At 70.2% G+C, this 18,414-nt stretch carries 20 protein-coding genes; 6 read left to right on the top strand and 14 right to left on the bottom strand.

What is annotated here, in order from left to right:
* Window positions 1–29: 29 nt before the first annotated feature.
* Window positions 30–725, bottom strand: coding sequence for a DUF305 domain-containing protein (locus tag ASF35_RS11770; RefSeq protein ID WP_055967540.1), 696 nt, complete (start codon window positions 723–725; stop codon window positions 30–32).
* Between the two features lie 122 nt (window positions 726–847).
* Between ASF35_RS11770 and ASF35_RS11765 the strand changes: the two genes are divergently transcribed.
* The 5 genes from ASF35_RS11765 to ASF35_RS11745 all read left to right on the top strand — a co-directional run bounded on the left by ASF35_RS11765 (window position 848) and on the right by ASF35_RS11745 (window position 5,896).
* Window positions 848–2,407 carry an LVIVD repeat-containing protein gene (locus tag ASF35_RS11765; RefSeq protein ID WP_055967538.1) on the top strand — a complete coding sequence of 520 codons (1,560 nt, stop codon included), beginning with the start codon at window positions 848–850 and terminating at the stop codon, window positions 2,405–2,407.
* A 222-nt stretch (window positions 2,408–2,629) separates the two neighbouring features.
* On the top strand, window positions 2,630–3,358 hold the full coding sequence (locus tag ASF35_RS11760) for an amino acid ABC transporter ATP-binding protein (RefSeq protein ID WP_156368047.1): 729 nt from the start codon (window positions 2,630–2,632) through the stop codon (window positions 3,356–3,358).
* A gap of 58 nt (window positions 3,359–3,416) precedes the next feature.
* Window positions 3,417–4,295: a glutamate ABC transporter substrate-binding protein gene (locus ASF35_RS11755; RefSeq protein ID WP_235499151.1), complete on the top strand. Its 879-nt coding sequence runs from the start codon at window positions 3,417–3,419 to the stop codon at window positions 4,293–4,295.
* Window positions 4,296–4,379: 84 nt separating this feature from the next.
* Window positions 4,380–5,024: an amino acid ABC transporter permease gene (locus tag ASF35_RS11750; protein ID WP_055967528.1), complete on the top strand. Its 645-nt coding sequence runs from the start codon at window positions 4,380–4,382 to the stop codon at window positions 5,022–5,024.
* The gene (locus tag ASF35_RS11745; protein ID WP_055967525.1) at window positions 5,021–5,896 is read left to right on the top strand and encodes an amino acid ABC transporter permease; all 876 of its coding nucleotides are present in this window, start codon (window positions 5,021–5,023) and stop codon (window positions 5,894–5,896) included. Before ASF35_RS11750 ends, ASF35_RS11745 begins: the two co-directional genes overlap by 4 nt.
* Window positions 5,897–5,902: 6 nt before the next feature.
* On the opposite strand, the gene ASF35_RS11740 is transcribed toward ASF35_RS11745, so the two are convergent.
* On the bottom strand, window positions 5,903–6,364 hold the full coding sequence (locus ASF35_RS11740) for a hotdog fold domain-containing protein (protein WP_055967522.1): 462 nt from the start codon (window positions 6,362–6,364) through the stop codon (window positions 5,903–5,905).
* An 82-nt stretch (window positions 6,365–6,446) separates the two neighbouring features.
* On the opposite strand from ASF35_RS11740, the gene ASF35_RS11735 reads away from it, so the two are divergent.
* Window positions 6,447–7,004 (top strand): PadR family transcriptional regulator, encoded by a 558-nt coding sequence (locus ASF35_RS11735; protein ID WP_156368023.1) that lies wholly within the window; start codon window positions 6,447–6,449, stop codon window positions 7,002–7,004.
* A 39-nt stretch (window positions 7,005–7,043) separates the two neighbouring features.
* On the opposite strand, the gene ASF35_RS11730 is transcribed toward ASF35_RS11735, so the two are convergent.
* The 12 genes from ASF35_RS11730 to dapA all read right to left on the bottom strand — a co-directional run bounded on the left by ASF35_RS11730 (window position 7,044) and on the right by dapA (window position 18,336).
* The gene (locus ASF35_RS11730; protein ID WP_235492950.1) at window positions 7,044–7,574 is read right to left on the bottom strand and encodes a regulatory protein RecX; all 531 of its coding nucleotides are present in this window, start codon (window positions 7,572–7,574) and stop codon (window positions 7,044–7,046) included.
* A 38-nt stretch (window positions 7,575–7,612) separates the two neighbouring features.
* Window positions 7,613–8,701 (bottom strand): recombinase RecA, encoded by a 1,089-nt coding sequence (gene recA, locus ASF35_RS11725; protein WP_055967511.1) that lies wholly within the window; start codon window positions 8,699–8,701, stop codon window positions 7,613–7,615.
* A gap of 306 nt (window positions 8,702–9,007) precedes the next feature.
* Window positions 9,008–9,202, bottom strand: a complete 195-nt coding sequence (locus ASF35_RS11720) for a DUF3046 domain-containing protein (RefSeq protein WP_055968556.1) — start codon at window positions 9,200–9,202, stop codon at window positions 9,008–9,010.
* 81 nt (window positions 9,203–9,283) lie between these two features.
* A complete protein-coding gene (locus ASF35_RS11715; protein WP_055967508.1) occupies window positions 9,284–9,784 on the bottom strand; it encodes a GNAT family N-acetyltransferase in 501 nt (166 codons plus the stop codon).
* A gap of 215 nt (window positions 9,785–9,999) precedes the next feature.
* Entirely contained in the window at window positions 10,000–10,296 is a 297-nt protein-coding gene (locus tag ASF35_RS11710; protein WP_055967504.1) for a helix-turn-helix domain-containing protein, read from the bottom strand.
* Between the two features lie 53 nt (window positions 10,297–10,349).
* Window positions 10,350–10,862 (bottom strand): CinA family protein, encoded by a 513-nt coding sequence (locus ASF35_RS11705; protein ID WP_055967501.1) that lies wholly within the window; start codon window positions 10,860–10,862, stop codon window positions 10,350–10,352.
* A gap of 10 nt (window positions 10,863–10,872) precedes the next feature.
* Window positions 10,873–11,511 carry a CDP-diacylglycerol--glycerol-3-phosphate 3-phosphatidyltransferase gene (pgsA, locus tag ASF35_RS11700; protein ID WP_055967498.1) on the bottom strand — a complete coding sequence of 213 codons (639 nt, stop codon included), beginning with the start codon at window positions 11,509–11,511 and terminating at the stop codon, window positions 10,873–10,875.
* A gap of 29 nt (window positions 11,512–11,540) precedes the next feature.
* Window positions 11,541–12,020, bottom strand: coding sequence for a hypothetical protein (locus tag ASF35_RS11695; protein ID WP_156368022.1), 480 nt, complete (start codon window positions 12,018–12,020; stop codon window positions 11,541–11,543).
* Window positions 12,021–12,028: 8 nt separating this feature from the next.
* Window positions 12,029–14,533: a DNA translocase FtsK gene (locus tag ASF35_RS11690; RefSeq protein ID WP_082495482.1), complete on the bottom strand. Its 2,505-nt coding sequence runs from the start codon at window positions 14,531–14,533 to the stop codon at window positions 12,029–12,031.
* Between the two features lie 276 nt (window positions 14,534–14,809).
* Window positions 14,810–15,439 (bottom strand): sirohydrochlorin chelatase, encoded by a 630-nt coding sequence (locus ASF35_RS11685; protein ID WP_055967492.1) that lies wholly within the window; start codon window positions 15,437–15,439, stop codon window positions 14,810–14,812.
* Window positions 15,440–15,717: 278 nt separating this feature from the next.
* Entirely contained in the window at window positions 15,718–17,397 is a 1,680-nt protein-coding gene (locus ASF35_RS11680; RefSeq protein WP_055967488.1) for a ribonuclease J, read from the bottom strand.
* A 21-nt stretch (window positions 17,398–17,418) separates the two neighbouring features.
* Entirely contained in the window at window positions 17,419–18,336 is a 918-nt protein-coding gene (dapA, locus tag ASF35_RS11675) for a 4-hydroxy-tetrahydrodipicolinate synthase (protein WP_055967486.1), read from the bottom strand.
* Window positions 18,337–18,414: the final 78 nt, after the last annotated feature.

Raw genomic sequence — 18,414 nt, 5'->3', positions numbered from 1 at the left:
CTGCTCCCCCGCAGGCCGAGTCGACCCGCTCAGAGGTCGGCGAGGAGCTGACGCATCCGGTCGATCTCGGCGGTCTGGTCGGCCGCGATGCTCGTGGCCAGCTCGTTGACCTGCAGGTCCGCACCCTGACGGACGACGTCGCCGACCATCTCGATGGCGCCCTGGTGGTGCATGACCATCAGCTCGAGGAACTGGCGGTCGAACTGCGCACCCTTCGCCCTCGCGAGAGCGGCCATCTGTGCCTCGCTGGCCATGCCGGCCATCTCGTGCACGTCGCCGCCGTGCGACCCGTGCCCACCGTGGCGGCCCATCGGGATGTTGCCGCCCTCGATCTGCTCCTTCGTGGGCGCGTCGAGACCCTGGTCGGTCAGCCAGCCCGCCATGTAGACGATCTCGGGACGCTGGGCGCCGTCGATGCGGTCCGCCATCGTGCGCACCGCCTTGCTGCCCCCGGCCTTCGGGGCGAGCTGCGCCATCTCGAGCGCCTGGGCGTGGTGCGGGATCATCATCTGCACGAACTCGATGTCGGCGTCGTTGGCCCGCGCCCGCTCGATCTCCGGGGCCTCGTCGAGCTCCTCGGAGTCCTCCCCCGGCATGCCGGGCTGGATGATCGTGCCGTCGACCTTGCGCGACGGATCGTCCCCGGAGCACCCGGTGGCGAGCACGGCAACGGCCACGAGCACGGCGGCTGCTCCGCGGCCGAACGTGGGACTCCGACGACGCATACGTGGTTCCTTCCCCCGAAGTGTCGCCGTCACGGGAACGTCACGAACGAGTCCGCGCGTCGCCCTTGTCGTCATGACGGCTTTCAGCGAGGATAGCCACACTTCGGGGGAAGGACACACCTATGCGTATCTCGCGCAGACGGGCCACCACGGCCCTGCTCGGAGCCGCCGCCACCGGCGCGCTCACCGCGGCACTGCTCTCACCCATGGCCGCCACGGCCGAGGTGCAGGCCCGCGACACCACGTCCGACGAGTGCGACGGCGAAGTCGTGCTGTCGGAGGCGGACCGCCTGGCAGGCAACTGCCTCCCGGGCAACGACACCGCTCGGATGAACGCCAGCGGCGCCGACCTGGCACCCGGCGAGGAGGCGAACAGCAAGAACGTCGAGCGCATCGCCACCATCGCCAAGCAGGGCGCGTTCGCCACCGAGGACGCCCTCAACAGCGACCTCGCGTTCCAGGGCAAGTACGCCTTCGCCGGCAACTACAACGGCTTCATGGTCTACGACATCTCGAAGCCCGCGAGGCCGAAGGTCGTCACGCAGGTCGTGTGCGCGGGCTCGCAGAACGACATCTCCGTGTACGACGACGTGCTGATCCTCAGCACCGACTCCTCGCGCAGCGACGCCTCGTGCCAGAGCACGGCGCAGTCGGCCACCATCAAGGACTCGTGGGAGGGCGTCAAGGTCTTCGACATCTCCGACCCGCGCAAGCCGAAGTACGTGTCGGCCGTCGAGACACCGTGCGGCTCGCACACCCACACCCTGGCTCCCGGCAACGGCAAGCCGGGCAAGGGCAAGGGCGGCAAGCCGGGCAAGGGCTCGAAGAACGACCTGTACGTCTACGTCTCGTCGTACGCGCCCGATGCCGCGTTCCCCGACTGCCAGCCTCCGCTGGACTCCATCAGCATCGTCAAGGTGCCGCTGAAGAAGCCGTCGGCCGCGACGATGATCGCCCAGCCCGTGCTGTTCCCCGACGGAGGCAACCCGGCCGGCGGCTACTCGCGAGAGACCAGCGGCTGCCACGACCTCACGGCCTACCCGAGCAAGGACATCATGGCCGGCGCCTGCATGGGCGACGGCATCCTGCTCGACATCGGTGACCGTGAGAAGCCGAAGGTCACCGAGAACGTGCGCGACACCGAGAACTTCGCGTTCTGGCACTCCGCCACGTTCAACAACGACGGCACCAAGGTCGTCTTCACCGACGAGCTCGGCGGCGGCGGCGCGCCCACCTGCAACCCGACCGTGGGCGACACCAAGGGCGCGAACGGGATCTACGACATCACCCGCAAGGGCGACCTGGAGTTCAAGAGCTACTACAAGATCCCCCGCACCCAGGCGAACACCGAGAACTGCGTGGCCCACAACGGCTCGCTGGTCCCGGTGAAGGGCAAGGACATCATGGTCCAGGCCTGGTACCAGGGCGGCTGGTCGATGTTCGACTTCACCGACTCGGCCAACCCCAAGGAGATCGCCTGGCACGACCGCGGCCCCAACGACGCACAGCGTCTCGTGGTCGGCGGCCCCTGGTCGACGTACTACTACAACGGCTACGTCTACTCCAACGAGATCCAGCGCGGCTTCGACGTGTTCAAGGTCGACGACCGTCGGATCAAGGGTGCGGAGCGGATGCGCTTCGACGAGCTGAACCCGCAGAGCCAGCCGCGGTACCGCGAGTAGGGCTCGATCGCACGACCGCGAGCCGGCACTCCCACCCTCGCGGCCCCGAGACGTCGGCCGTCGATGCAGCTCCCTGCGTCGGCGGCCGACGTGTGTTCCCGTGCGTCTTCCGGCGGTGTGTCCACGGCGTTGCCGCGTCCCCGGCGCAGGTGACGATTCGGTTGCGGACTTGCAAGGACGACCAAGGACGCCGATAGGTTGTCCCGCATGGCTGACACACCCATGGTGGCCATGCAGGGGGTCCAGAAGCACTTCGGCTCCTTGCATGTGCTGCAGGACATCGAGCTCGACGTCGCCCAGGGCGAGGTCGTCGTCGTGATCGGGCCGTCGGGCTCGGGCAAGTCGACGCTGTGCCGCACGATCAACCGGCTCGAGACGATCGACGAGGGCCAGATCCACGTGGACGGCCAGCCGCTCCCCGCCGAGGGCAAGGCCCTCGCGCAGCTGCGCGCCGACGTCGGCATGGTCTTCCAGTCGTTCAACCTCTTCGCGCACAAGACCGTGCTCGAGAACGTGACGCTCGGCCCCATCAAGGTCCGTGGCCAGGCCAAGGTCGACGCCGAGAAGCGTGCCATGGAGCTGCTCGAGCGGGTCGGTGTCGAGTCGCAGGCCAGCAAGCTCCCCGCCCAGCTCTCCGGTGGCCAGCAGCAGCGGGTGGCCATCGCCCGCTCGCTCGCGATGGAGCCCAAGGTCATGCTCTTCGACGAGCCGACGTCGGCGCTCGACCCGGAGATGATCAAGGAGGTCCTCGACACCATGATCGACCTCGCCAAGGGCGGCATGACGATGATCGTCGTCACCCACGAGATGGGCTTCGCTCGCACCGCCGCCGACCGCGTCGTGTTCATGGCCGACGGACGCATCGTCGAGCAGAACACCCCCCACGAGTTCTTCAGCGCTCCGTCGTCGGACCGCGCGAAGGACTTCCTGGGCAAGATCCTCAACCACTGATCCACCTGTTCGAACCCAACCAACCGATCGAGGGGAAGCTCCCATGAAGGTGCGCAGCATGAAGCTCGCGGCAGTCGCCGCAGCGGTCGTCCTGGCCGCCTCGGCCTGCGGCAACGCAGGCGAGGACGACGGCACGGCGGCGTCCGGCAACGAGTACGAGGTCGTCGACAGCCCCGACTTCGAGGCGGGCTCGCGCATGGCCGAGCTGGCAGAGGCGGGCAGCGTCAAGATCGGCGTCAAGTACGACCAGCCCGGCGTCGGCTTCAAGGCCGCCGGCTCCGAGGCGCCCACCGGCATCGACCCCGAGCTCGGCAAGATCATCGCCGGCCAGCTGGGCATCGAGCCCGACAAGATCGAGTGGGTCGAGGCGATCTCCGACAACCGCGAGCCGTTCCTGCAGAACGGCACGGTCGACTTCGTCATCGCGTCGTACTCGATCACCGACGACCGTCGCAAGGTCGTCGGCCAGGCCGGTCCGTACTACGTCACCGGCCAGAGCCTGCTCGTCGCCGCCGACGACGACTCCATCAACGGTCCGGACGACCTCGAGGGCAAGAAGGTCTGCTCGGTCACCGGCTCCACGTCGATCAAGACGGTCGAGGAGGAGTACGGCGCGACTCCGGCCGGCTTCGACACGTACTCCGAGTGCGTCGACCAGCTGAAGAACGGCTCCGTCGACGCCGTCACCACCGACGGCGCGATCCTGCTCGGCTACGCCGCGCAGGCGCCCGACGAGCTCAAGGTCGTCGGTGAGCCCTTCTCCGAGGAGCGCTACGGCGTCGGCTACAGCAAGGACGCCCCCGAGCTGTGCCAGTTCCTCAACGACACGATCGAGAAGGCGTACGACGACGGCGACTTCGAGAAGGCCTTCGACGCGACGCTCGGCAAGTCGGGCAACGACGTGCCCGAGAAGCCGATGCTCGACGCCTGCGCCTGATCCGACCGACCGACCGGTCGCCGGGCCTCATCGCCCGGCGACCGGCCGACCATCCTGCGACTGTCGCTCGACGACGGAGGTGACGTGGAAGCCCTCAGCGAGAACTTCGGCCTGGTGCTCTCCGGTTTCGGTGAGACCCTGAAGCTGCTCGTCGCGTCCGGCGCGCTCGCGCTGGTGGTCGGCACACTCGTGGCCGTCGCCCGCGTGTCGCCGGTGCCGGTGCTGCGCGGCGTCGGGATCGGCTACGTCACCATCTTCCGCAACACCCCGTTGCTGGTGCTGATCCTGCTCACCTACTACGGGCTGCCCGAGGTCGGCATCGACTTCGGCTTCTTCGTCATGATCACGCTCGCGATGGGCCTCTACACGGCGGCCTTCGTCACCGAGGCGATCCGCTCGGGCATCAACGGCATCGGGCTCGGCCAGGCCGAGGCCGCACGGTCGATCGGGATGCCCTTCTCCCTGACCATGACGCAGGTCGTGCTCCCCCAGGCGTTCCGGCTCACGGTTCCGCCGCTGGCGAGCGTGTTCATCGCCCTGACCAAGAACACCTCGCTCGCCGCGGTGTTCGGCATCGCCGAGGCCACCTTCCGCATGAAGGGGCTCAGCAACGACTACGCGAGCGAGCGCATCGTCATCTTCCTCGGGATCGCCCTCGGCTACATCGTCATCGTCGAGCTGATCTCCTTCGGCGCGTCCCGCTTCGAGAAGGCCTGGAGGGTCGCATGAGCCAGGCATCCGTCCTCTTCGACGTCCCCGGACCGAAGGCCGCCCGCCGCTACCGGCTGCTGGGCATCGCCACGGTCGTCGGCGTCGTCGCGCTCGCCGCGCTGGTCGTCTGGAAGCTCTACAGCGAGAACCAGCTCACCGCCCAGCAGTGGGAGCCGTTCGTCACCCCGCGGATCGTCGACGTCCTCGTCCAGGGCCTCATCGACACCCTGCGCGCCGCCGGCATCGCCATCGTCGGGGCTGTCGTGTTCGGCGTCCTGCTGGGGGTCGGCAAGCTGAGCGACAGCCGGCTCGTGCGGTGGCCGTCGTGGACCGTCGTGGAGTTCTTCCGCGCGGTGCCGCTGCTGCTGCTCATCATCTTCGTCTGGGGGCTCGCGTCGTACCCGAACGGGGTGCTGTTCCCCCTCGTGATCGGCCTGATCCTCTACAACGGATCGGTGCTCGCCGAGGTCTTCCGCGCCGGCATCAACGCCGTGCCGAAGGGACAGGCGGAGGCGGCCTATGCGCTCGGTCTGCGCAAGAGCGCGGTCACGCGCATCATCCTGCTGCCGCAGGCCGTGAAGATCATGTTCCCCTCGATCATCAGCCAGTGCATCGTCGTGCTGAAGGACACCAGCCTGGGGTACGCGATCCTCGCGCCGGGCCTCACCGTGGCAGGTCGCTCGGTCTGGAACACCTTCGACAACCGGCTGGCCACCGCCATCGTGCTCGCGGTCGTCTACATCGCGATGAACCTGCTGCTCACCTGGCTCGGTGGGTGGGTGCAGCGGCGCTACATCGGTCAGCGAAAGTCGTCCGACCAGGTCGGTGGCGTCGTGCAGGGCCAGCCCGACGGTGGTGCGGGCGGCACCGGCGCACCGGGTCCGGCCTGAGCCGGCTCAGCGCTTCTTGGGGGTGACCCAGAGGTGGATGGTGCCCTCGACCGTGACGGTGCCGTCCTTCAGCGCCGCCTTCACGCGGATCGGGACGTCGGGACCGTTGGCCCAGTCCTCGGGGCTGGACTCGGCGGTGCAGTAGAGGTCGCCGGCCGACTTCGCCAGGTACTTCACGTCCATGCCCTTGGGCAGCCAGCGGGAGTCGCTCGGACAGGTGGCCTCGGCGAGCAGGCCCATGGCCGCCTCGAGACCGTTGCAGGCCGCGATCGCGTGCACGGTGCCGATGTGGTTCTGCACGCTGCGCCGCTTCGGGATCGTGATCTCGGCGAAGTGCGGCCGCATCTCGCGCACGGCGAGGTGGATCGACGCGAAGTACGGCGCCTTCTGGCCGTAGAAGATGGAGAACAGTCGCTTTCCCTGCGGGAGGGCCGACATCTTCCGGTACACATCGAGGGTGCTGGGCATGCGCGTGAGTCTAGGACCCTGACAGCGACGCTGTCTGCGTCGGCGCGGGCGATGTGGCGAACGGCTCAGTAGGGTGAGCGACGTGAACCTGTCGATGACCTCGTACGCCATCTTGGGGCTGCTGGCCTTCGACGGGGAGTCCGAGACCAAGGGCCTCACGGGCTACGAGCTGAAGCAGCGCGCCGACCGGACGCTGCGGTTCTACTGGACGTCGCCGGCGATGAGCCAGATCTACACCGAGCTCGACAAGCTGCTCCAGGGCGACCTGGTGCACGCCGTGGAGCAGACCGAGGGACGACGCACCACGCGCCGCTTCAAGATCAGCGACGAGGGACGCACCCAGGTGGAACGGTGGCTCTCCGCACCCGTGGACGACCCGTTCCCGGTGCTCAAGCACCCGGTGGCTCTGCGTCTGCTGATGGGTCGGCTCACCTCGACCGAGCACGTGCAGGAGATGCTCGACGACTACCTCGAGCGGCTCGCCGTGCAGCGCAAGGAGCTGGAGGCCGTGCGCGAGATGCTCGGAGACGTCGAGGAGCTCCGCTACGCGGCCCGCGTCGCCGACTGGGGCATGTCGTACTACGACAGCGAGAAGGACATCGTCGAACGGATCCGACGCGACGTGGAGGAGCGCGGCTGATCCGCACTCCCCCACACCACACCCGTTGCTGCCACCAGCTCAGGTGGAGACGAGCGGCTCCACGTCGGCCTCGAGCTCCTCGCGGACCACGTCGAAGGCGACCTGGGGCGAGTAGCCCTTGCGCGCCAGCATGCCGGTGAGCCGACGGATCCGGGTGGTGTCGTCGAGGCCGCGCATGGAGCGCAGCTTCTTCTGGACCAGCCGGTGGGCCGCCTCACGCTCGGAGTCGGGATCGACGTCGGCCAGGACCTCCCGCGCGATCTCGTCGGCGATGCCCTTGCGCCGCAGCTCGAGCGCCAGCACCTTGGTGGCCAGGCCCTTGCTGCGTGAGCGCGACTCGACCCAGGCCCGCGCGAACGCGGCGTCGTCGATCAGACCGACCTCCTCGAACCGGTCGAGCAACCGCGTCGCGACGTCGTCGGGCACGTGCTTGCGCGCCAGCGCCTCGGCGAGCTCGGCCCGGCTGCGCGGCGAGTCCGTGAGCTTGTTGAGCAGGATGGTGCGAGCCACCGACTCGACGTCGGCATCGGGATCCTGCGCGGTGTCGCGCACCGGCTCGTCCGAGCCCACGGGCGGCTCCTGCCCTCGCGCCTGTCCCCCGGGCACGCTCAGAACTCCGTCGCGGGCAGGTCGATGTCGTCGTCGGCGGCGACCTCGTCGTCGATCGTGGCGCCGACTCCCAGGTGCTCCTTGACCCGCTTCTCGAGCTCCTCGGCGAGGTCGGGGTTGTCCTTGAGGAACTGGCGGGCGTTCTCCTTGCCCTGGCCCAGCTGGTCGCCCTCGTACGTGTACCAGGCGCCGGCCTTGCGGACCATGCCCGTCTCCACGCCGACGTCGATCAGGCTGCCCTCCCGGCTGATGCCCTGGCCGTACATGATGTCGAACTCGGCCTGCTTGAACGGCGGGGCGAGCTTGTTCTTGACGACCTTGACGCGTGTGCGGTTGCCGACCATGTCGGTGCCGTCCTTGAGCGTCTCGATGCGGCGCACGTCGAGCCGGACGGAGGCGTAGAACTTGAGCGCCTTGCCGCCGGTGGTGGTCTCGGGCGAGCCGAACATGACGCCGATCTTCTCGCGCAGCTGGTTGATGAAGATCGCCGTGGTGCCCGAGCCGTGGATGGCGCCCGTCATCTTGCGCAGGGCCTGGCTCATGAGGCGAGCCTGCAGACCGACGTGGCTGTCGCCCATCTCGCCGTCGATCTCGGCGCGGGGCACCAGGGCCGCCACGGAGTCGATGACGATGACGTCGATGGCGCCCGAGCGGATCAGCATGTCGGCGATCTCGAGGGCCTGCTCACCGGAGTCGGGCTGGGAGATGAGCAGCGCGTCGGTGTCGACACCCAGCTTGCGGGCGTAGTCGGGGTCGAGCGCGTGCTCGGCATCGATGAAGGCCGCCACCCCACCGGCCTTCTGGGCGTTGGCCACCGCGTGCAGCGCGACCGTGGTCTTGCCCGAGGACTCCGGACCGTAGATCTCGACGATGCGCCCGCGCGGCAGACCGCCGATGCCGAGCGCGATGTCGAGCGCCGTGGCCCCAGTGGGGATGACGTTGATCGGGACGCGGCCCCGCTCACCGAGGCGCATGACGGCGCCCTTGCCGTAGTTGCGGTCGATCTGGGCGATCGCGTTGTCGATCGCCTTCTCGCGCTGGTCGCTCGTGACGGCGGTGACGGGGGTCAGTGGTGCCTTGGAAGCCATGGGCTGGTCCGTTCTGCTCGGTGGGGGCCGGTCATCTGCGACGCTAGGGGCCGCCTCAGACATCTGGGGCCTCGTCGACCCCGCCTGTGGACAGCGACACACCTTCGCGTCAACCGTGTGGACAACGCTAGTACGAACACCTGTTCGATCGGATGCGACACGCCGTGTCGACCTCGTCGGTGCCGGCACGCTCACGACTCCCCCACGATCGGTGGATCCTCAACCGCAGAACGCCCGCTGTGGTTGAGGATCCACCGATGAGGCTCCAGATGTTGAGGATCCACCGATGGGGGAAGGGGCGGGCGGTCAGCGCTCGCTGGCAGGAAGCTCCAGGCGGGCGTGCACGGCACGCCACACGGTCTTGGGGTCGACCCCGGCGTCGAGCGCCTCGCTGGCCGTGCGACCACCCAGGTCGGACATGACCTGCGACTCCGCCCACGAGCGGGCGTACGCCGGGCCGAGGTGGATCCGCATCCGCTCCCAGAACTCGCTGTGCCTCATCGCGGCCAGCATGCCACGGGGCGCACAGCCGTCGGCGACGGCCTCGGGCGACCTCGGAGCCGCTCGGGCCGTCCGTCGACCTCAGCCGAGCGCGACGATCGCGTCGAGCAGACCGGGCTCGAGCGGCCGGTCCGCGTGCACGATGCGGTCGAGGCCGTCGGGGAACGGGGCCCGGTGCACCAGCTCGAGCCCGGCGAGCTCGCTGACCCGGCCGGAGGCGGGGTTCGACGACAGTGACCGCGCCACGACGGGCCAGTCCTCGCGCGTGCGGTGCGCGGCGCCCACACCCACGCTGGCCACCCACGTGCCGAGGCCGTGGCCCCACACCCGGGGCGAGAGGCGGAAGCCGAGGTTCCACCAGCCGTCGCGGGGCATGGCGCCTCCGGTGCCGACGACCTCGCCGGCCACCAGGACCGCCCACTCCCCCAGGCCGACGTCGCGCCAGTCGCGCTCCGCACGCTCCGCCAGCCCCACGCTCTGCGCGCGGTCCGTGAAGACGCCCGCGGGCAGGTGCCGCCAGGTGCCGGGGTCGGAGTAGACGGCGTGGACGGCGTCGACGTCGTCGAGGACGAGGGGTCGCAAGCCCCAGTTACTGGGATTCACCGGTACCCCCGCCTCGTCGTCGCTGGTCGTCCGTCCGTGACACCGCGGGACGGGCCGTGCCTCGGTCCTTCGCTGCCGTCGGCCAGCATGCCAGGACCGTGACGCCGATCGCCTGGCAGGCTCGACCCCCACGCGACGTGAGGCCCCAAGCCGTGGGTCCAGGGTCGCCGGGCCCACGGTGTGGGGCCGGCGGGTCAGGCCGCGGAGACCTCGACCTCGCCGGGGGCGATGGACGACACGCTCGCGAGGTCGGTGGCCTCCTCGATGGCCAGCAGCGTGCTGACGTCGAGGAGCACCTTGCTCAGTGGCACCTCCAGGGCGGCGGCGAGCGCAGCCAGCAGCTCCGAGCTGGGCTCCTTCTGGCCGCGCTCGACCTCGGAGATGTACCCGAGGGAGACCCGTGCCTTGGCGGAGACGTCGCGGAGGGTGAGCCCCTGGGCCATACGGCGGGCGCGCAGCACCTCACCGACCAGCTGCCTCATGGCCGTCATGGTCCACCTCCGTCCGCCGTGCTCCGTGAGAGATCAACGCATTCCTGCGAGGGTCAACGCGATGGGCTCGGGTGTGATTCCCGACTCTCTGGATCCAGCCTAGCGACCAGGTGCGACAGCGCCGCAGCGACCGTCGCCGCGCGGACCTCGTCGCGGTCGCCCGAAAGTGCGAGCGGCATCGACACCTCCCGCGACCCCGGTCCGACGATGCCGACGTGGACCGTCCCGGCGGGCTTGCCCTCGCTCGGACCCGGACCGGCCACGCCGGTGGTCGAGACGCCCCAGTCGGAGCCCAGCAGGTGGTGCACCGACGCGGCCATCGCGACGGCGACGTCGGGATCGACCGTGCCACGCGCGGCCACCAGGTCGGGGTCGACCCCCAGCACGTCCGTCTTGACCTGCGTGGCATAGGCGACGAGACCGCCGACGACCACGTCCGACGCCCCTGGCACGTCCACGAGGGCCGCGCACAGGAGCCCTCCCGTGAGCGACTCGGCGGTGGCGATCGTCTCGCCCCGCTCACGGAGCAGGCGCACGACCTCGACGGCGTCGGGGCCCGGTGTCACGACTCCGGGCTCACGACTCGGGGCTCGGGGCCGACGCCTTCGCGTCCCGCCGCAGCACGATCGCGTCGCGCACGTACTGCACCGCCGTGACGATCGTGATGGCCAGGGCGGCCGCCATGATCACGTGCGTCGCCCATCGCAGCACGTCGCTGGCGGTGTTGTCCCACAGCTCGAAGGGGAGCACGTAGCCGCCGATCGCGAGGGCCTGGAGCGTGGTCTTGATGCGCCCGCCCTGGCTCGCCGGCATCACGCCGTACTTCTTGACCACGAACCGCATGAGCGTGATGCCCCACTCGCGCACCAGCAGCACGATCGTGACCCACCACCAGAGCACGCCGATGATCGACAGGCCGACGAACGCCATGCCGGTGAGCGCCTTGTCGGCGATGGGGTCGGCGAGCTTGCCGAAGTTGGTGACGAGGTTGCGGCTTCGCGCGAGGTCACCGTCGATGCGATCGGTGATCATCAGCAGCGAGAAGGCCACGAACGCCCAGACCCGCGTCGAGACGTCGGACCCGTCCTGCGTGAGCAGCAACCAGCCGAAGAGCGGCACGCCGACGATCCGCAGGACCGTGAGGGCGTTCGCGATGTTCAGGTTGCTGGGAGCGTGCTCGGGCGTCGGATCGTGGCTGGCGTCGGCCGGCTGCATGCATGCCTCTCGGTGGCGGGGCGGACGTTTCAGTATGGAGCAGGGCTCCGGCGCCTGGCCACCTGGACCTCGGCCTCCTCGGCCGAGACGGTCGTGCCGAGGCCCAACGGGGCGGTGTAGATCTTCTGGCCGTCGGGGCTCACGACCTTGACCCGCGCGTCGAGCAGCCCCTCGCGCGGCTCGACGCGGATGTCGGCCATCTCGCTCCACAGCAGCCCGACCCAGCCGTCGCCGTCGCGCATCCTCACCCCGTGGGCGTCCGCCACGAACAACGGGGTACGCGCGTCGCGGACGCCTTGCAGCACCGCGAGGGAGAGCAGCGCGAGCACCGCGGCAGGCACCCACAGCAGCACGTCGTCCCGGTCCCAGGCCAGCCAGGCGAACCCGGCCGCGACCCCGAGCGCGGCCAGCCCCAGGAGCGCGAACAGGGCGATCCGTCGACGGATCTCGAACGGCTCGTCGGAGGCGGGCTCCCCGGATCCTGGCGCGTCGGCACGCTCGTCGACCATGGGCACGCTCAGCCGACGCTGATCGAGGCGAGGACGTCCTCGAGGTCGTCGGGCTTGATCAGCACGTCGCGGGCCTTGGAGCCCTCGCTCGCGCCCACGACGCCGCGGCTCTCCATGATGTCCATGAGCCGGCCGGCCTTGGCGAACCCGACGCGCAGCTTGCGCTGCAGCATCGACGTCGAGCCGAACTGCGTGGTGACCACGAGCTCGACCGCCTGGATGACCAGGTCCATGTCGTCGCCGATGTCGTCGTCGAGGTCGCGCTTGGCCTGCGCGGGTGCCGTGACGTCGTCGCGGTAGCTCGGCTGCAGCTGCTCCTTGCAGTGCTTGACCACCTCCGCGATCTCCGCCTCGGTGATCCAGGCGCCCTGCATGCGCATCGACTTGTTGGCACCCATGGGCAGGAACAGTCCGTCGCCCTGCCCGACGAGCTTCTCGGCGCCCGGCTGGTCGAGGATCACGCGGCTGTCGGCGAGGGAGCTGGTGGCGAAGGCCAGACGGCTGGGCACGTTGGCCTTGATGAGCCCGGTGACGACGTCGACGCTGGGTCGCTGGGTGGCGAGCACCAGGTGGATGCCGGCGGCGCGCGCGAGCTGCGTGATGCGCACGACCGAGTCCTCGACGTCGCGCGGGGCGACCATCATGAGGTCGGCGAGCTCGTCGACGACCACCAGGAGGTAGGGGTAGGGGGTGAGCACGCGCTCGCTGCCCGGGGGCACCTTCACGGAGCCGGCGCGCACCGCCTTGTTGAAGTCGTCGACGTGCCGGAAGCCGAAGTTGGCGAGGTCGTCGTAGCGCTGGTCCATCTCGCGCACGACCCACTGGAGCGCCTCGGCCGCCTTCTTGGGGTTCGTGATGATCGGCGTGATGAGGTGCGGGATGCCCTCGTAGGCCGTCAGCTCGACCCGCTTGGGGTCGACCATGATCATCCGCACCTCGTCGGGCGTCGAGCGCATCAGCAGCGACGCGATCATGGAGTTGACGAAGCTCGACTTGCCGGAGCCGGTGGCGCCGGCCACCAGCAGGTGGGGCATCTTGGCGAGGTTGGCGACCACGAACCCGCCCTCGACGTCCTTGCCGAGGCCGATGACCATCGGGTGGTGGTCGCCGCGGGCCTTGGCCGAGCGGAGCACGTCGCCGAGGGAGACCATCTCCTTGTCGACGTTCGGGATCTCGACGCCGATCGCGGACTTGCCGGGGATCGGGCTGAGGATGCGGACCTCGTTCGAGGCCACGGCGTAGGAGATGTTCTTGCTCAGCGCGGTGACCTTCTCGACCTTGACGGCCGGTCCGAGCTCGACCTCGTAGCGGGTGACCGTCGGTCCGCGGGTGTAGCCGGTGACCTGGGCGTCGATCTGGAACTGCTCGAGGACCTCGGTGAGCCGCTCGACGACCTCGTCGGAGGCCGCGGAGCGCGCCTTGTGCGGGCTGCCCTCGCGCAGGACCGTGGAGTCGGGCAGGGAGTAGACGACGTCACCCGAGAGTGCGAGCTGCTCGGCGCGTGCCGGCAGCGGCTCCATGGGCGGCAGCACGACGTCGGTGGTGTCCTCGGTCTCCGGCGCGGCGTCGACCTCCATCGCACTCGCAGCCGCGGCCGCGGCGTCGGCCTCGGCCTTCTCGGCCTTGCGGCGACGTCGGGCCGAGACCTGGCGGTCCTCGTCGGGACCGTCGACGAGCGGGTTCTCGTACGGCTCGTCGGCCACGGTGCGGGGGTGACGCTTGCGCGGGCTCGCCTCCGGCTCCGCCTCGGCGTCCTCGACGTGACGTCCGAGGGCACGATCGCGGGCCTCCTGCAGTCGCGTGGGCACGGCGTGCAGGGGCGTGGCGGTGACGACGAGCAGGCCGAACAGGACGACGAGCACGAGGATCGGGGCCACGACGTACTCGGTGCGCAGCAGGTCCATGGGGATGGCGGAGAACAGGAACCCGACCGCTCCCCCGGCGTCGCGGACCTCGACCATGTCCTCCGGGCGCGGCACGCCGTGGGCGAGGTGCACGAGGCCGAGCACGCCACCGCAGATGGCCGACCAGCCGATGACCTGACGGCCCACGGGGCCGTTGCGGTCGGGGTGGCGCAGCGTGCGCCAGGCGATGACGACGAACAGGATCGGCACGGCCCAGGCCAGCAGACCCACCGTGCCCGTGGTGGCGGCACGCACCGCGTCGGCCACCGGACCGGGGACCTGCCACCAGACGGCGGCGGCCACGACGATGGCGAGCGCGACGATGCCGAACCCGACGCCGTCACGGCGCTGCTCGGGCTCCAGCTCGGCCGCGGAGTGCCCGATGCTGCGCGCGACCGCGCCGACGGCTCCGGCGATGCCCAGCCAGACGGCTGCGCAGGCACGGGCGAGCCCGCCGAGCACCGCGGCCACGGGACCGGGTCCGGTGCGCCGCGGGGCAGGCTTGCGCGCCGCGGGCTTGCGCTTCGCGGTGCTGCGGGAGGCAGGCTTCTTGCGGGCCTGGCTGCCGGACGGCCGCTTGCGCGGCGGGGAAGACGTTCGGGTCGCCATGGCGAGAGCCTAAACCAGAAGTCGAGGGTCGGCGTGCACCCACGCCGTCGACCCGGCGGGGATTCCCGGCGTGTCAGAGGTAGGCGTCGCACCTGTCGAGACCGCCCTTCGGTGCGAGACCTACCTCTGACGGCGCGGATACGTGCGTCACCTACCTCTGACGGCCCGAGCACGGCCCGAGGACAGCCCGCTAGAGCGGCCCCGCTCGAGGCCGGGGCAGCGCAGCCGCAGGTCGTCGTGGAGACCGGAGGCAGCGCAGCCGCCGGACGACCGACCTCAGAGCGCTGCGACGCCGAGACCGAGGGCCTGGTGGAACCGAGCGAGCACGAGGTCGACGACCCGTCGGTCGGGCAGCCCGCCGTCGAGCACGGGTGCCGTCACCAGGTCGGCACCGCAGTGGCGCAGCATGTCGGCGTCGCGACCCGGGGTCAGCACGTAGGACGAGACCACCACCCGCTGGCCGTAGGCCCGCGCGATGTCGACGGCGTCGGTGAGCGGCGTGTCCTTCCCGCCGATGGAGCCGATGTGCACCGGCCCGCCCCACACGGCGCTGACCAGCCGCGCCATCCGGGAGTAGCCCGTGATCGCCGCGTCGTCATGGGCTCCGGAGACACCCAGGACGATCGTGTCGTCCTTGCGGGCCCCTGCCTCGATCAGTCGCTGCACGCACAGCTCGGCCAACGTCCAGTCCGGGCCGATCGGGTGCGCGACCACGAGGGACGGGTCGTGCCGGGAGGCGGCCGACAGCGCGCCCGCCACGGCGGTCCCTCCGGTCAGCGTCAGCGGCACCGCGACCCGCACGGGCGGCCACGCGTCGTCGAGGGCCATCAGGTCGACCGGGGTGTCGCGCACGTCGACCGACGGAGCGTCGCGTCGCACGGCGTTGACCAGGCCCTGGAGGGCCACCCGTTCGGCCGGATCGGCATGCCCGGATGAGCAGGCGAGCAACACCTCGTCGGACCTGCGTGACGTCACTGACCAACCCCCTCGTGCGGGGAGATCGGCGTACGGCCGGCACCGTCGTGCGTAACGACGCTGCCGGCCGCAACCGGTGTCCCACCACGGTTCGGCCCCGCGCCGAACTCTTGATGACGACGTTAGTCAGCGCGTGTTTCGGCACCACCGCCCACAGGTTTCACCTGCGTAACAGTCCGAAGGTCTTCGATCGGACCGGGTCGGACGGCTCAGGCCTCGAGCACGATGGGGATGATCATGGGCCGACGCCGCAGCTTCCGGCCGGCGAACGAGCCGAGCACACGGCGCACGACCTGCTGCAGCTGCTGCGTGTCGTGCGTGCCCTCGCGCAGCGCCTGCTCCACCGCGTCGACGATCTTGGGCGTGATCTCGTCGAAGACGGAGTCGTCCTCGGCGAGACCGCGCGCGTGCACCTCCGGGCCCGTGACGATCTTGCCGTTCGTGGAGTCGACCACCACGACGACGGAGATGAAGCCCTCGTCGCGCAGGATCCGACGGTCCTTGAGCTCGCTGTCGGTGATCTCGCCGACCGAGGAGCCGTCGACGTAGACGTAGCCGCACTCGACCGCGCCGACCACGGACGCGTGCCCGTCGACCAGGTCGACGACGTACCCGTCCTCGGCCAGCAGCACGTTCGGCACGCCCGTCTGCGTGGCCAGCGCGGCGTTGGCGTGTAGGTGGCGGATCTCCCCGTGCACCGGCAGCACGTTGGTGGGCTTGACGATGTTGTAGCAGTAGAGGAGCTCGCCGGCCGACGCGTGCCCGGACACGTGCACCAGGGCGTTGCCCTTGTGGACCACGCGCGCGCCGATCTTGGTGAGCCCGTCGATGACGCGGTAGACGGCGTTCTCGTTGCCCGGGATGAGCGAGGACGCCAGCAGGACCGTGTCGCCCGGCTCGAGGCTGACCTGGGGGTGGCTGCGGTTGGCGATGCGCGACAGGGCGGCCATGGGCTCGCCCTGGGAACCGGTGGACATCAGCACCATCTTCTCCGGCGGCGCGGCGTCGATCCGGTCGACGACGACCCCGTCGGGCACGTGCAGGTACCCCAGGTCGCGGGCGATCTGCATGTTGCGCACCATCGAGCGTCCGACGTAGGCGACCTTGCGGCCGTGCTTGGCGGCGGCGTCGAGGACCTGCTGCACCCGGTGCACGTGCGAGGCGAACGAGGCGACGATGACGCGCTGCGTGCTGGACGCGAACACCGCGTCGATCGCCGGGGTGATGTTGCGCTCGGCCACCGTGAACCCGGGCACGTCGGCGTTGGTGGAGTCGGTGAGGAAGAGGTCGACACCGGCCTCGCCGAGCCGCGCGAAGGCGCGCAGGTCGGTGATGCGGCCGTCGAGCGGCAGCTGGTCCATCTTGAAGTCGCCCGTGTGCAGCGCGACGCCCGCGGGCGTCTTGACCGCGACGGCGAGGGCGTCGGGGATCGAGTGGTTGACGGCCACGAACTCGAGCTCGAACGGCCCCAGGTGCAGCGTCTCGTTCTCGGCCACCACGTGCTGCGGCACGTCGCGCAGCCGGTGCTCGCGCAGCTTCGGCTCGACGAGGGCCAACGTCAGCCTCGAGCCGACCACGGGGATGTTCCCGCGCTCGCGCAGCAGGTACGGCACACCGCCGATGTGGTCCTCGTGGCCGTGGGTCAGCACGACGGCGACCACGTCGTCGAGCCGTTCCCGGATGGGGCCGAAGTCGGGCAGGATCAGGTCGACGCCCGGGTGGTGCTCCTCGGGGAACAGCACGCCGCAGTCGACGATCAGCAGCTTGCCGCCGAACTCGAAGACGGTCATGTTGCGACCGATCTCGCCGAGTCCGCCGAGCGGGGTGACGCGCAGGGTGTTCGAGCCCAGGGCCGGGGGCGGGCCCAGCTCCGTGTGCATGTGACTCAAGGAGTTCGTCCGTTCAGTCGATCAGGTCTGGTCGATCAGGTGGGAGGCAACGAGGGCGTCGCGCAGCATGGCGACCTCGTCCTCCGTGGCCTCGGGCAGGGGCGCGCGGGTCGTGCGGTTGTCGAGCACGCCCAGGATCTGCAGCACGGCCTTGGCCGTGATGACGCCCTGGGTGACGGTCATCATCGCCCGGTCGATGGGCAGGAGCTGCCGCTGGATGGCGCGAGCCTCGTCGAGGTCGCCGGCGTCGACCGCGGCGACCAGGTCGGCGAGACGACGGGGCGCGGCGTGGGAGACGACGCTGACGATGCCGCTGGCTCCGTACGCGAGCCAGCCGAGGTTCAGCGAGTCGTCGCCGGAGTAGATCGTGATGCCGGTCTCGCGCATGAGCCACGCACCGCGGTTGAAGTCGCCGACGGCGTCCTTGACCGACAGCACGAGCGGGTTCTTGCGCAGCTCGACGTAGGTCTCGGTCGCCAGCATGACTCCGCTGCGTCCGGGGATGTCGTAGAGCATCACCGGGACGTCCTCGCCGGCCTCGGCCACGGTGTTGACGTGCGCGACGATGCCCGACTGCGGCGGCTTGGAGTAGTAGGGCGTGACGACCAGCAGGCCGTGGGCGCCGGCCTTGCGGGCCTGCTGCGCCAGCTGCACGGAGTGACGGGTGTCGTTCGTGCCGACACCGGCCACCACGGTGGCACGGTCACCGACGGCCTCGACGACGGCGGCCAGCAGCTGTCCGTCCTCCTCGACCGTGGTGGTGGGCGACTCGCCGGTGGTGCCGCTGACGACGAGGCCGTCGTTGCCGTGGTCGACCAGGTGCTTCGCCACCTTCTGCGCCGCAGCGAGGTCGAGGTCGCCGTCGGGCGTGAACGGCGTGACCATGGCGGTCAGGACGCGCCCGAACGGCGCGGCGTCGCTGGCGAGCGGGGAGGTCATGGACCGAGGTTACCGCTCGACGCTGCGGCGTCCGGTCCGGCCCGCTGAGCACGCAGGAGGACGCGACCGGGTCGATCA

It is taken from the genome of Aeromicrobium sp. Leaf291, from assembly GCF_001423365.1.
GTDB lineage: Bacteria > Actinomycetota > Actinomycetes > Propionibacteriales > Nocardioidaceae > Aeromicrobium.
This window is presented reverse-complemented; position numbering and strand designations above follow the sequence as displayed.